Below are 13,360 nucleotides of genomic sequence, written 5' to 3'. Positions count from 1 at the left end.
CTGTTAGGAACTGTTGGGCAATTAGGATAGAAATGCTTGTTTTTTATTTATATTATTGATTATTAGTGTTTTGTGTTGTTTTTAGACTATAAAAAAGTTATGCTGTTTTTTATGAGGTATTTAGATGTTGTACCTTACAGATTAGAAATTTGTGATTATATATAACCTTGCGATAAATAAGAGCGAATATAGTACTGATAGGATAAGATAAAAATAAAGCGATTATCTTTGTAACTATTGATTTCTAAAAAATAGTACTATTAGTATGAATTACTTTGTTGAGGTTATTGTTCCATTAGCTTTAGATCCTACGTTTACTTATGCTGTAAGTGAGGCAGAATACGAGTTTATCCAAGTGGGGATGCGCGTAGCTGTTCCTTTTGGTCGTTCTAAAGTATATACGGCTGTGGTAATCGAAAAACACAATAGAGTACCTCAGTATTATGAGGCAAAAGAGATCAATGAAATTATAGATCTGACTCCTGTTGTTACTGAGAAACAGATCAGCTTATGGAAGTGGATAGCGGACTACTATATGTGTACGATAGGGGATGTGTATAAAAGTGCCATGCCATCACAGCTACTTTTAGAAAGTGAGACACTTATACAGTATAATCCAGATAGTACTATTAAAGCAGAAGAACTAGATGATGCAGAATATTTAATATATGAGGCACTTCAAGTACAATCTATTCTTAAAGTAGAAGAGATTATAGCAGTACTGAATCGAAAGAAAGTCTTCCCTGTGATTAACTCTCTTCTAGAAAAGAAGATGATATTCTTACAAGAAGAGATGGTAGAGAAGTATAAGCCGAAACAGATTAGGTATGTCAAACTAGCGGAGCAATACTTGGCTGAGAATGGTTTGGCAGATTTGATGGAAGTAGTCTCTCGTGCTGAAAAGCAAAGAGAGATGATCTTAAAATATTTTCAATTGCAGGCTGTACACAAAAAGCCGATTACAGTCAAACAGTTAGTAGAAGAATCAGGATCTACATCTGGAGTAGTCAAAGCGCTTATTGATAAAGGGATATTTGAAGATTATTACTTAAACCAAGATCGCATAATTTTTGGTGATGCAGTACAAGATATTATCGAGTTAAGTGATGAGCAGAGTAAGGCTCTTTGGGAGATCGGGCAGTCATTAGAAACGAAGGATGTAGTCTTACTACACGGTGTAACTGCTTCTGGTAAAACAGAAGTATATATCAAACTTATAGAGAAATATTTGGCAAATGAAGGTCAGGTATTATTTCTGTTACCAGAGATAGGGCTTACAACACAATTAGTGATGAGGTTGACTAGTTATTTTGGAAATGAAGTAGCGGTGTATAACTCAAAGTATTCTCACAATGAACGATTAGAAGTCTGGGATCAGGTATTGAATAAGTCTGAAAAAGCAAAAGTGGTTATCGGTACAAGGTTATCTGTCTTCTTGCCTTTTCAGGATTTACAGTTGATAGTAGTAGATGAAGAACAAGAAGGAAACTATAAACAGCACGATCCAGCTCCTCGATATCACGGAAGGGATGCTGCTATCGTATTGGCAAAACAACACAATGCTAAAGTAGTCTTAGGATCTGCGACACCGAGCTTAGAAACGTATTACAACGCTACACAGGGCAAGTATGGTCTAGTGGAGTTAAAGAAGCGCTATACAAATGTAGTCTTGCCAGAGATTGTTTTGGTAGATGTAAAAGATAAATATAAACGAAAACAGATGACAGGGCATTTCTCAGATCAGTTGATTGATGAGATAAATATGGCGTTGTCGTTAGAGGAGCAGGTTATTCTGTTTCAGAACCGAAGAGGTTTTTCTCCTGTCGTAGAGTGTATGACTTGTGGCGCTGTACCAGAATGCCCTCACTGTGATGTGAGTTTGACCTATCACAAGTATAAAAATGAGTTGAGGTGTCACTATTGTGGTTTTACACTACCGATGCCAAAACAGTGTTTTAGATGCCACAGTGTGGATCTGAATACAAAAGGGTTTGGTACAGAACAAGTAGAGGAGGAATTAAAAGAGTTGTTTCCGAATAAGCGTATTGCGCGTATGGATCAAGATACAACTAGAGGGAAGTATGGCTTTGAGAAATTAGTAGAGTCCTTTCAAGCGAGACAAATAGATATTCTAGTAGGAACGCAGATGTTGGCGAAGGGATTTGATTTTGACAATGTGAATTTGGTCGGAATAATGAATGCGGACAACAGTCTGTATCACCCTGACTTTAGAGCGCATGAGCGAGCATATCAGATGATGACGCAGGTAGCGGGTAGGGCAGGGAGAAAGGATAAAAAGGGTAAAGTGATCATTCAGACGTTTAATCCGTATCACAATATCATACAGCAAGTGACTCATTATGATTATATGGGAATGTATAAAGAGCAGATGTATGAGCGATATAACTTTAAGTATCCTCCTTTCTATAGATTAGTTAAGCTGACACTAAGACATAAAGAGTTCGAGAAGTTAAAAGAGGCTTCATTTTGGTTGTATAACAACCTGAAGGAGCAGCTAGGTGTACCTGTTTTAGGGCCAGAAGAGCCTGCGATTAATAGGATACGCAATCAATATATACGAGTGATTTTAATTAAAATTCCTCAGAATGTACCTCTGATAAAGACAAAAGAGAATGTTCGAAAAATATTGAAGAGTTTTGAAGCGATAGGACAATATCGCTCTGTAAAGGTAGTTGCTAATGTAGACTTTTACTAATCATCTCTCTGTTGGATAAAATAAAAAAAATGTTATAAATAAGAAACATAGTATGGAGTTAAAAATTGTAGTATCACAAGATTCATTTAATAGTCAAGAGGCTTATGATATCGTTTATTCAAATATCACGTTTATTAACTTGGTAAGAGAAGAAGGAGGGTTAATGGAAGAGACAATTCATCCTGATGCAATCCTAAGTTATTATCTAGATTATTATTTGGCTCAATATAAGAATGGAAACTTCTCTCAGATTGTTTGGAATACTCAGGCTGATTATGAGTTTTTTGCTATTATAGCTGATGGGTTAGAGAAAATAGGAGCTACACAAAATTTAGCTCTTTTAAAGAAGCAACTAGAAGTTTTAAATAATATTGATGAAACTGTATTAGAGGCATTCTGTGAGTCTGACTACTTCGGTACGAATCCTACAAGAGATCTGTTGAAGAATGATGACTTCTATAATCTAGAAGAAGATATCGTAGAGTTAAATGCGAAGTGGTTGAGAAATCACCCTGATTTAGAGGTGTTGTCTATAGAAGGAATGTATCAGAGAGCAGAGGCATTATTAGACAAGAAAATAGAAAGATAAATAAGAGGGAGTGAAAAAAACTTTATTAAAGATCGAATTAGTTTTGGATAGTATGTATAAAGTTGTATTTTTGCACCCAATTTTGTAACAAATAAAATTTAGTATTTATGAATCATTATGAAACTGTTTTCATCTTGAATCCCGTTTTATCTGAAACTCAGATAAAGGAAACAGTAGTGAAATTCGAAGAATTTCTTACTTCTAGAGGAGCTGAGATGGTAGCTAAAGAGGACTGGGGCTTAAAAAAATTAGCTTATGAAATCCAACACAAGAAAAGTGGTTTTTATCACTTATTCCAATTCACAGCACCTGCTGATATCATCATCAACTTAGAGACTGAATTCAGACGTGACGAAAGAGTTATGCGTTTCTTAACTGTAGCTTTAGACAAACACGCTGTATCTTGGGCTGAGAGAAGAAGAGAGAAATTAAAATCTAAAAAAGCTTAATTGTTATGTCAAGTATAGAGCAATCTGCAAAAGGAAAAAAAGACGGAGATATCAGATATTTAACGCCTTTAAATATTGAAACAAACAAAACTAAAAAGTATTGTCGTTTCAAAAAATCAGGAATCAAATACATCGACTATAAAGATGCTGATTTCTTATTAAAATTCGTTAACGAGCAAGGTAAAATTTTACCACGTCGTTTAACAGGAACTTCTTTAAAATACCAAAGAAAAGTATCTGTAGCGATCAAAAGAGCACGTCACTTAGCTTTAATGCCATACGTAGCTGACTTATTAAAATAATAACAAATCATAAAGTTGTTGGTTTTCATTCGTGAAACCTAACTTCTTATAAAAAGGACATCAACAATGGAAATTATCTTAAAACAAGACGTTCAAAAGTTAGGATTTAAAGATGACGTAGTAACTGTAAAACCAGGATACGGACGTAACTATTTAATCCCTCAAGGAATGGCTGTATTGGCTACTCCATCTGCTAAAAAAGTATTAGCTGAGAACTTAAGACAAAGAGCGCACAAAGAAGCTAAATTAATCGCTGATGCACAAGTTGTTGCAGAAGCTTTAAAAGCTTTAGAAATCAAGATTGCTGTTAAAGCTGGTGGTGAGAAATTATTCGGATCTGTAACTAATGCAGATATCGCTGAAGTTTTCGCTAAAAACGGTCAAACAGTTGATAAAAAATTCATCACTTCTGGAGTTATCAAACGTTTAGGTAAATATACTGCTAACGTTCGTTTACACCGTGATGTAATCGTTGAAGTTGATTACGAAGTAATCGCTGAGCAAGAATAGTCTTAAAAGATTATATATAGAAAAGGCCTTCCATTTGGGAGGCCTTTTTTTTTGCTATATAATTTAGCTAAATTATGTGTGAGAGGTTGGTTGATTACTAGTGTTTTTTTGTATCTTGGAAGTGTATAAAACTAAGCTGTAAAAAACAGCTTAATACTTCATTTATAGGGAGTAAGTAGTCGATTTAGTAGTGTTTAAAAAGAAAGAATAGTTATGAATAGATTAGTAAGAGTTTTAGGTATAGTTGTTATCGGGGTGTCTTTATTTGCTTGTAAGGATGATAAAGATACTTCTGGTAAAGAAGGAGAGGTGATAGAAACAGTTGTCGTGGATGAGAGTGCTGGTGAACAGAAGGTGACAGAAGAAGAGGATATAACTACGCCATGGCAGAACTTATACGAGCAAGAGCCTGCTATTCTAAAGAGTACTGAAAAGATCTTCAAGATCGACAATAAGAAAGCCGTTGCGCTAATGGATGAGTCGAATAAGATATCTGTTAGTAAAGATGGACTAGAGACAGTATTAGCTGCATTAAAGACTACTGCGGCTAAAGATTATTTAAGTGAAGACTTTAATAAGGCTGTAATCGCTAATGGAGGTAAGGGAGTAGTGGTGAGAGTAGATGTATCTCCAAACGCAAAGAATGATGGTTCTGACAAAAGAGGAAATTACTATCAATTCACTATTTATGAGAATTATGAAGATAGAATAGTGACAGTGGGTACATTCATTTTTGATGTAAGAACGTTGTCATTTTATGAAATGGATATTGTGGAGGCTGATTACGTGCCATTAAAGTATGCAGTGTCTATGAAGAAGTCATTAGCAGAGATAGTACAGAATTAATTTATCACATTATACGAATTGAAATGAAGGTATTATCTTTGTTTCAAATGCAATTTATATTATGAAATACAGTAGGCTTACGAAAGAGCAGTTTGAAGAATTACACCCAGAGTTTATTAATTTCTTGTCTGCACAGCAGATAGATAAGAATGAATGGGATAAGATAAAAGAAGAAAAGCCAGAAGTAGCAGAACAAGAGTTAGATGTTTTCTCAGATTTGATTTGGGAAGGGGTATTAACGAATGCTAAATACTTAGAACATTATTCTAAGAGCCATATATTTTTGTTTGGTTTCGACGATAAGGAAATCAAGACTATCGTAATTAAGAGTAAACAATCTGATATAGATCTTTTAAGTAAAGAAGGATTGCAGTGGTTGTCAGATGCAGTATTTACAGAAGATGTAGAGGTGAGACATGGAGGCAAGAGTTTTGGAGAAAATAGGAATGAAGAGATCTTCAGTTTAATCCAACAAGGAGCTATTCTGAGTGATGGTCATTTATATAGTCAATTTAAAGAAATGTTGAAACTGTAATCGTTTTAAAAAATGGATATTAAAGCACAATTAGATTTACTTCGCAAAGAATTAAATGAACATAATTATAATTATTATGTGTTGGATAATCCAACGATTTCAGATTTCGATTTTGACCAGAAGTTAAAAGAATTAGAAAAGTTAGAATTAGCTCACCCAGAGTATTTTGATATTAACTCTCCAACTCAAAGAGTAGGAGGTACGGTGACTAAGAACTTTGATACGATAGTACACCGCTATAGAATGTATTCTTTAGACAACTCTTATTCTAAGGAAGATTTATTAGACTGGGAGCAGCGTGTACAGAAAGTATTAGGAGATGTACCAGTAGAGTTTACTTGTGAATTAAAGTACGATGGAGCTTCTATTACGATTACGTATGAAGATGGAGTACTAGTAAGAGCGGTGACACGTGGTGATGGAGTGCAAGGGGATGATGTGACAAATAATATTAGAACAATTAGATCAGTTCCTATTCGACTAAACGGAGATTATCCAAAGAGTTTTGATATTCGTGGAGAGATAGTGTTGCCTTTAGCTGGGTTTGAAAAGATGAATCAAGATTTGATTGAAATTGGAGAGACACCTTATTCTAATCCAAGAAATACTGCTTCTGGTAGTTTGAAATTACAAGATAGTGCTGAGGTGGCAAAGCGTCCTTTGGATTGTCTATTATATAATATAGTAGGAAGTGACCTAGGGGTGACAACACAATATGAAAGTTTAGACAAAGCTAGAGCATGGGGATTTAAAGTTCCTACTATCTCTAAGCTAGCTAAGAATATAGAAGAAGTATTAGAGTTTATAAATTATTGGGATATTCATAGACATGAACTTCCTTATGAGACAGATGGCGTGGTGGTTAAGGTCAATTCATTACATTATCAAGATGAATTAGGATATACTTCTAAAGCACCGAGATGGGCTATAGCATATAAGTTTAAAGCAGAACAAGTAGAGACAGTATTAAACTCTATATCTTATCAAGTAGGTAGAACAGGGGCTATAACTCCTGTGGCAAATTTAGAGCCTGTGCAGTTAGCAGGTACAATAGTGAAGCGTGCTTCTTTGCACAATGCAGATCAGATAGCGAAGTTAGATATTCGTGTAAATGACTCTGTATATGTGGAAAAAGGAGGTGAGATTATTCCTAAAATAGTTGGAGTGAATTTAGAGGCTAGACCAGCTGATTCTGAACGTACAGTATATATTAAGGAGTGTCCAGAATGTGGTACTAAGTTAAAGAGAAATGAAGGGGAGGCACAGCACTATTGTTCAAATGTGTATGGATGTCCACCTCAAATAGCAGGTAGAATACAACACTTCATCTCTCGTAAAGCAATGGATATAGATGGCTTAGGAGAGGAAACGGTGGTACTGTTATATAAGAATGAACTAGTAGAAAACTACGCTGACTTATACGAGTTGAAGAAAGAGGATGTTCTAGGTCTAGAACGTATGGGAGAGAAGTCTGCGGATAATCTAATAAAAGGGATAGAGGCTTCTAAGCAAGTTCCTTTTGAGCGTGTATTATACGCATTAGGGATTCGTTATGTAGGAGAGACTGTGGCTAAAAAATTAGCTAATCATTATAAGACAATAGATGCTCTGGCAGAAGCTCCGTTAATGGAGTTGATAACAGTAGATGAAATTGGTGAAAGAATAGCACAAAGTGTAATAGACTTCTTTAGTAGTGATATTAATAAAGAAATAATTGCTAGACTAAAAGAGTATGGTCTACAATTTGTGTTAGAAGAAAAAGAGTCTACCGTGGTATCAGATGCACTATTAGGACAGACACTAGTAGTGTCGGGCGTGTTTGCACAGATGTCTCGTGACGAGATTAAACAAGCTATCGAGGATCATGGAGGAAAGGTGGGGAGCTCTATTACGTCTAAGACTAATTATGTTGTGGCGGGAGATAATATGGGGCCATCTAAGTTAGAAAAAGCAAATAAATTAGGTATTAAAATATTAACAGAAGCGGAGTTTATCGAGTTAATTCAATAATTCGATGTTAAATGTAGTATTACCTAATTAGCTATTTGTTTATCTTTACAAAAACAGTAACTTATATGTGGTTTAATACTTTAAAGAAAAGATCACTTCAAAAAGTAGTAGAAAAGTCAACACTAAAAGCAGTACCAGTAGATTTTAAATATGATTTTAGAGAAATTGGTATTGTCGTAGATAAAGCAGAAGCTAAGGTTATTCCAGATTTGATTAGAAACTTAGAAAAAAGAGGGATACCAAGTGCAAAAATACATTTCTTGGTTTATGCAAAAGATAGCAAGAAGAATAATGAAGAACACCTGTTTGGGATGAATGAATTCACATTAACAGGGAGTACAGAGAACAAAGAAGTACTTGAATTTATTGAAAAGAAATGTGATTTATTGATTAGCTATTATACGAATCAAACTTTGCCCTTATTGTGGGTGACGTCAAAGTCAAATGCTATTTTTAAAGTGGGGGTTTCCTCAGAAAATACACAATTGAATCATTTTAGTTTAGCTTTAGAGCGATTAGATGTAGATAATTTTGTAGACAATTTGTTTAAATATATTAACGTTTTTAAAAATTAATAATTAGAAGAACTATGCAATCACTTATTGGTACGGGAGTGGCATTAGTAACGCCATTTAACAGCGATTTTTCTGTAGATGTAGAAGCATTACAGAATTTGGTAGAATATACAATAGCAGGAGGGGTAGAATACCTTGTAGTCTTAGGAACTACAGGAGAGTCAGCAACTCTTAGCAAGGAAGAAAAACAGTTAGTCAAACGTACCGTAATAAAGGCTAATAAGAAAAGATTGCCATTAGTATTAGGAGTGGGAGGAAATAATACGCATGCTGTATTAGAAGAATTAACACAGGAGAATTTAGAGGGATTTGATGCTATATTATCAGTGTCACCATATTATAATAAACCAACACAAGAGGGAATTTATCAGCACTTCAAAATGATTGCAGAGAAAAGTCCATTGCCTATTATTTTATACAATGTGCCTGGTAGAACAGGAAGTAATATGGCAGTAGGCACTGTAGTTCGCTTAGCAAATGAGTTTAAGAATATCATTGGTATAAAAGAGGCAGCAGGAAGTATGGTACAAGGGATGGAGTTAATTCGTCAAAGTACTCGTAAAGACTTTTTAGTAATATCAGGGGATGATGCAATAGCACTACCTTTAGTATTAGCTGGTGGAGCAGGAGTTATTTCGGTGATAGGTCAAGGTGTTCCTAAGAAATTTACAGAGATGATTCGTCTAGGGTTAAAAGGAGAAATCAAGGAGGCATTTAAATTGCAATATGAATTAATGCCAATTATCGATATGATCTTTGAACAAGGGAATCCTGCAGGAATTAAGGAGATTTTAAAATTAGAGGGAGTGATGCAAAATACGCTTCGCTTGCCATTAGTTAATGTAGATACAGACTTAGCTTCAAGAATAGAAAAAGAAAATAAAATACTTAATTAAAAAAAGAAAGTTATGTTATCAGAAAAATTAGAAAAAGCACTTAATGAACAGATAAAAATAGAAGGAGACTCATCTCAAATTTATTTGGAGATGGCTTCTTGGGCAGAGATTCAAGGATTTGAAGGGATTGCTACTTTTATGTTTGCACAGTCAGATGAAGAGCGTCAACATATGCTTAAGTTGGTTAAATATGTGAACCAAAGAGGAGGACAAGCTGTTATTCCTGCAGTCACAAAACCAGAGTTAGATCACACATCATTTAAAGCGTTGTTTAAACAACTATTTGAACATGAGGTTTTTGTGTCAAAAAGTATTAATGAGTTAGTACATATTGCTTTAGAAGAGAGAGATTATGCAACTCATAATTTCTTACAATGGTATGTGTCAGAACAAATAGAAGAAGAAGCTACTGCCCGTACAATTCTTGATAAGATAAACCTTATTGGTGATGATAAAGGAGGTTTATACTTATTTGATAATGATATTAAAAATTTTAACCAACAAGCGAATAATAACCCGACAGTTTAATCGTTTAAGGAATAATGATTTATATGAAAAGATGTCATTTTAGACATCTTTTCTTTTTAATATAAAAAGCTTTTTGTATAATGCAATTATTAATTTAAATTTGCATTTGCTTTTACAGGACTATCTTGGAAATGCTTTTGTCAAAAACAACGAAAAACATTTATGAAAAAATATATAGGATTATCTATTCTTGTGCTTTCAATAGCGAGTTGCGGTCCAATGCAAAAGGCTTTGAAATCAGAGGATTATGAATATAAAAAGGAGGTAGCAAATCAGTTTTTTGAGAAGAAAAAGTATAGAAATGCTATTCGTCTTTATGAACAATTAGAAACAGTTTATAGAGCGAATCCTAAAGCAGAAGATATGTTTTTTAACTTTGCTGAGGCGACTTATTTGACAAAAGACTATGAATTATCAGGGTTTCGTTTTAAAAACTTTGCGGCTACATACCCAAGAAGTGAGAAACGAGAAGAGGCTCTTTTAAAAGAGATTAAGTCTGGTGTTGCATTATCACCTGTGTACTCTTTGGATCAACGAGTGACGTATGATGTAATAGACAAATTACAAAGGTTTATTGATCAATATCCTGGTTCTAATTTTGTTTTTGAAGCTAATTCAATTATGCAAGAGATGAATGAGAAGATTGAGAGAAAGACTTATGAGAATGCAAAGCAATTAAATACTATTGGAGATTGGACTAGAAATTACAATGCTGCTATCGTAGCACTTGATAATTTTATCTATGATTATCCAGGTACAAAATATAAGGAGGATGCCTTATTTTATAAGTTCGATTCAGCTTATAAATTAGCAATGAACAGTGTACATTATAAAATGGAAGAACGTCTGAATACAGCAAAGTCAATGTACGATGTATTGATTCGTTTTAATGCCGAAACAAAATACAAAAAGCAAGCAGATGGTATGCTTGAAAATATACAAGAAGAATTAGCAAAATTTTCAAAATAACTTAAGCGAAAGAGATGGATTTAAAGAAAACAAATGCTCCAGTAAACACAATTACTTATAATAAAAGTAAGATTGAAGAGCCTACAGGAAATATTTATGAGGCTATTACTATAATTGCTAAGAGAGCAAACCAAATCAACACAGAAATCAAAAATGAGTTGGTTGACAAGTTGGAAGAGTTCGCTACTTACAATGATAGTTTAGATGAAGTGTTTGAAAATAAAGAACAAATAGAAGTGTCTAAATTCTATGAAAAATTGCCTAAAGCTCAAGCGTTAGCTGTAGAAGAGTGGTTAGAAGGTAAAGTTTCATATAAAGTACAATAGAACATAAATAATACTTAGTGATGTCAAGTTTAGGCGGTAAAAAAATAATACTAGGTGTAACTGGTGGAATTGCCGCGTATAAGACGGCACACTTAGTGCGTTTACTTATAAAAGCAGGTGCCGAGGTCCAAGTGATCATGACACCTGCTTCTCATCAATTTGTAACTCCTTATACTTTATCTACTTTATCAAAGAATCCAGCATATACAAATTTCTTCAATGATGCTGGTGAAGGAGGGACATGGAATAATCATGTTGATTTAGCACTTTGGGCAGATCTAATGGTCATTGCTCCTGCTACTGCAAATACATTAGCGAAGATGGCTAATGGATATTGTGATAACCTATTAATAGCAATATATCTATCTGCAAAATGTCCTGTAATGGTTGCACCTGCTATGGATTTAGATATGTATGTGCATCCTACGACAGATCGTAATTTAGCTTTGTTAGAAGGTTATGGTAATCTTATCATTCCTGCTGAGGAAGGTGAACTAGCAAGTGGTTTAGTTGGGAAAGGCCGTATGGCTGAACCTGAGACAATCTTGCAGGCTGTAAAAGATGTGTTGTTAAATAATTTGCCTCTAAAAGGAAGAAAATTATTAATAACTGCTGGACCTACATACGAACCTATAGATCCTGTGCGTTTTATAGGTAATCATTCTTCTGGAAAAATGGGATATGATATAGCTCTAGAGGCTGCTAAGCAAGGTGCTGATGTAGTATTAGTATCTGGTCCTAGTAATCAGAAAATAGTACACGATAAGGTAAAGCTGGTCTCAGTTATGTCTGCTATAGAGATGTATGAGGCGTGTCATCAGTATTACTCTGATGTGGATGCTGTGGTTGCTGCAGCAGCAGTAGCGGATTATCGACCTAAAGAAGTAGCTACTGAAAAGATTAAAAAGAACAGTGAGGAATTTATTATCGAAATGGATAAGAATCCTGATATATTAGCTTCACTCGGTGCTATAAAGGAAAAACAGTTCTTAATAGGTTTTGCATTAGAAACTCAAAATGAGATAGAACATGCTAAAGTCAAAATCAAAAAAAAGAATTTAGATTTAATCGTTTTAAATTCTTTGAAAGATGAAGGAGCAGGTTTTGGAAAACCAACGAATAAGGTTACCTTTATAGATAAAGATTTTAATATAGAACCTAAAGAATTAAAATCTAAAGAAGAAGTAGCTCAGGATATTATATATAAGATAATTAAACATTATGAATAAACTTATTTGGCTTTTTGGTTCATTTTTTTTAGTTTTAAGTAGTTATGCTCAAGAACTTAATGCAACAGTAACGGTTAACCATAGCCAAGTAGGGAATAGTAATCAAGCTTATTTCAAATCTCTAGAGAAATCACTCAAAGATTTTATAAACAATACGAGTTGGACGTCTAAAAAGTTTTCTTCTGTGGAGAAAATAGATTGTATGTTCTTTCTGAATGTAACTACTTATGGTAATAATACTATATCGGGGACACTTCAGGTAAAGTCATCTAGGCCAGTGTATGGCTCTGGGTATTCTACACAAGTATTATTGTTCAACGATAAGGATATTGTTTTTAATTATATTGAGTTTGAATCTCTTTATTACAATCCTAATTCATACGATTCTAATTTGACTTCTTTGATTGGATTTTACGCTAATCTAATTATTGGATTAGATGCAGAAACATTTAGTAGAGGTGGTGGAAGTACCTATTTACAGACGGCAAATGGTATAGCTTCTATTGCTCAACAAGGAAATTATAGAGGATGGAAGCAAGGGGATGGTAATAATACGAGATACTCTTTTATTAGTGATCTAGCTTCGGGAGTAGGAGAGGCTTATAAGGAGGCTTTATATAAATATCACCGTTTAGGATTAGATCGAATGAGTGATAATGTTGTAGATGGAAGAGATGGTATCCTACAGGCTTTAACAGCCTTGGAAAACTTTAATTCTACTCGACCAAATTCTTTTTTGACACGTGTTTTCTTTGATTCTAAGACAGATGAGCTAATCGGTGTATATGGTGGTGTGACAGATAAAAATAAGAAACGTGTCGTAGAATTGTTGAATAAATTAGCGCCATTAAATGGATTAAAATGGAATAGTCTTTAGTTC

General features: G+C 34.2%; 15 protein-coding genes. All 15 read left to right on the top strand.

From position 1 onward, the window contains the following. The first annotated feature begins 265 nt into the window (after window positions 1–265). The 15 genes from priA (at window position 266) to AABL85_RS09070 (ending at window position 13,357) form a co-directional block, all read left to right on the top strand. Window positions 266–2,716 carry a replication restart helicase PriA gene (gene priA / locus AABL85_RS09140; RefSeq protein ID WP_341309874.1) on the top strand — a complete coding sequence of 817 codons (2,451 nt, stop codon included), beginning with the start codon at window positions 266–268 and terminating at the stop codon, window positions 2,714–2,716. Window positions 2,717–2,768: 52 nt separating this feature from the next. After that, a complete protein-coding gene (locus AABL85_RS09135; protein ID WP_286415619.1) occupies window positions 2,769–3,305 on the top strand; it encodes a DMP19 family protein in 537 nt (178 codons plus the stop codon). A gap of 107 nt (window positions 3,306–3,412) precedes the next feature. Beyond that, complete coding sequence (gene rpsF / locus AABL85_RS09130; protein WP_006260234.1) at window positions 3,413–3,754, top strand: 30S ribosomal protein S6; 342 nt, start codon at window positions 3,413–3,415, stop codon at window positions 3,752–3,754. A gap of 5 nt (window positions 3,755–3,759) precedes the next feature. Beyond that, window positions 3,760–4,056, top strand: coding sequence for a 30S ribosomal protein S18 (rpsR, locus tag AABL85_RS09125; RefSeq protein WP_006260233.1), 297 nt, complete (start codon window positions 3,760–3,762; stop codon window positions 4,054–4,056). 66 nt (window positions 4,057–4,122) lie between these two features. After that, the gene (gene rplI / locus AABL85_RS09120) at window positions 4,123–4,566 is read left to right on the top strand and encodes a 50S ribosomal protein L9 (protein WP_286415618.1); all 444 of its coding nucleotides are present in this window, start codon (window positions 4,123–4,125) and stop codon (window positions 4,564–4,566) included. Window positions 4,567–4,779: 213 nt separating this feature from the next. Beyond that, window positions 4,780–5,412 carry a hypothetical protein gene (locus AABL85_RS09115; protein ID WP_286437110.1) on the top strand — a complete coding sequence of 211 codons (633 nt, stop codon included), beginning with the start codon at window positions 4,780–4,782 and terminating at the stop codon, window positions 5,410–5,412. Window positions 5,413–5,473: 61 nt separating this feature from the next. Next, window positions 5,474–5,947, top strand: coding sequence for a DUF6495 family protein (locus tag AABL85_RS09110; protein WP_341309873.1), 474 nt, complete (start codon window positions 5,474–5,476; stop codon window positions 5,945–5,947). Window positions 5,948–5,959: 12 nt separating this feature from the next. Then, the gene (ligA, locus tag AABL85_RS09105; RefSeq protein ID WP_341309872.1) at window positions 5,960–7,957 is read left to right on the top strand and encodes an NAD-dependent DNA ligase LigA; all 1,998 of its coding nucleotides are present in this window, start codon (window positions 5,960–5,962) and stop codon (window positions 7,955–7,957) included. A gap of 65 nt (window positions 7,958–8,022) precedes the next feature. Then, window positions 8,023–8,532, top strand: coding sequence for a DUF6913 domain-containing protein (locus AABL85_RS09100; protein WP_286437106.1), 510 nt, complete (start codon window positions 8,023–8,025; stop codon window positions 8,530–8,532). A gap of 14 nt (window positions 8,533–8,546) precedes the next feature. Continuing rightward, window positions 8,547–9,428 (top strand): 4-hydroxy-tetrahydrodipicolinate synthase, encoded by an 882-nt coding sequence (gene dapA, locus AABL85_RS09095; RefSeq protein ID WP_286415613.1) that lies wholly within the window; start codon window positions 8,547–8,549, stop codon window positions 9,426–9,428. Between the two features lie 12 nt (window positions 9,429–9,440). After that, window positions 9,441–9,956, top strand: coding sequence for a ferritin (locus AABL85_RS09090; RefSeq protein ID WP_286415612.1), 516 nt, complete (start codon window positions 9,441–9,443; stop codon window positions 9,954–9,956). Window positions 9,957–10,118: 162 nt separating this feature from the next. After that, window positions 10,119–10,925, top strand: a complete 807-nt coding sequence (locus AABL85_RS09085; protein ID WP_286415611.1) for an outer membrane protein assembly factor BamD — start codon at window positions 10,119–10,121, stop codon at window positions 10,923–10,925. 14 nt (window positions 10,926–10,939) lie between these two features. Beyond that, on the top strand, window positions 10,940–11,251 hold the full coding sequence (locus tag AABL85_RS09080; protein WP_286415610.1) for a DNA-directed RNA polymerase subunit omega: 312 nt from the start codon (window positions 10,940–10,942) through the stop codon (window positions 11,249–11,251). 20 nt (window positions 11,252–11,271) lie between these two features. Then, window positions 11,272–12,480 (top strand): bifunctional phosphopantothenoylcysteine decarboxylase/phosphopantothenate--cysteine ligase CoaBC, encoded by a 1,209-nt coding sequence (gene coaBC / locus AABL85_RS09075; protein ID WP_341309871.1) that lies wholly within the window; start codon window positions 11,272–11,274, stop codon window positions 12,478–12,480. Continuing rightward, window positions 12,473–13,357 carry a DUF4835 family protein gene (locus AABL85_RS09070; protein ID WP_286415608.1) on the top strand — a complete coding sequence of 295 codons (885 nt, stop codon included), beginning with the start codon at window positions 12,473–12,475 and terminating at the stop codon, window positions 13,355–13,357. Before coaBC ends, AABL85_RS09070 begins: the two co-directional genes overlap by 8 nt. The last annotated feature ends 3 nt before the right edge of the window (window positions 13,358–13,360 follow it).

Origin of the sequence: Myroides odoratimimus, from assembly GCF_038039805.1 — a bacterium.
Taxonomy (GTDB): domain Bacteria; phylum Bacteroidota; class Bacteroidia; order Flavobacteriales; family Flavobacteriaceae; genus Flavobacterium; species Flavobacterium odoratimimum_B.
The sequence above is the reverse complement of the archived record's forward strand: the minus strand, read 5'-3'. Positions and strand labels throughout refer to the sequence as shown.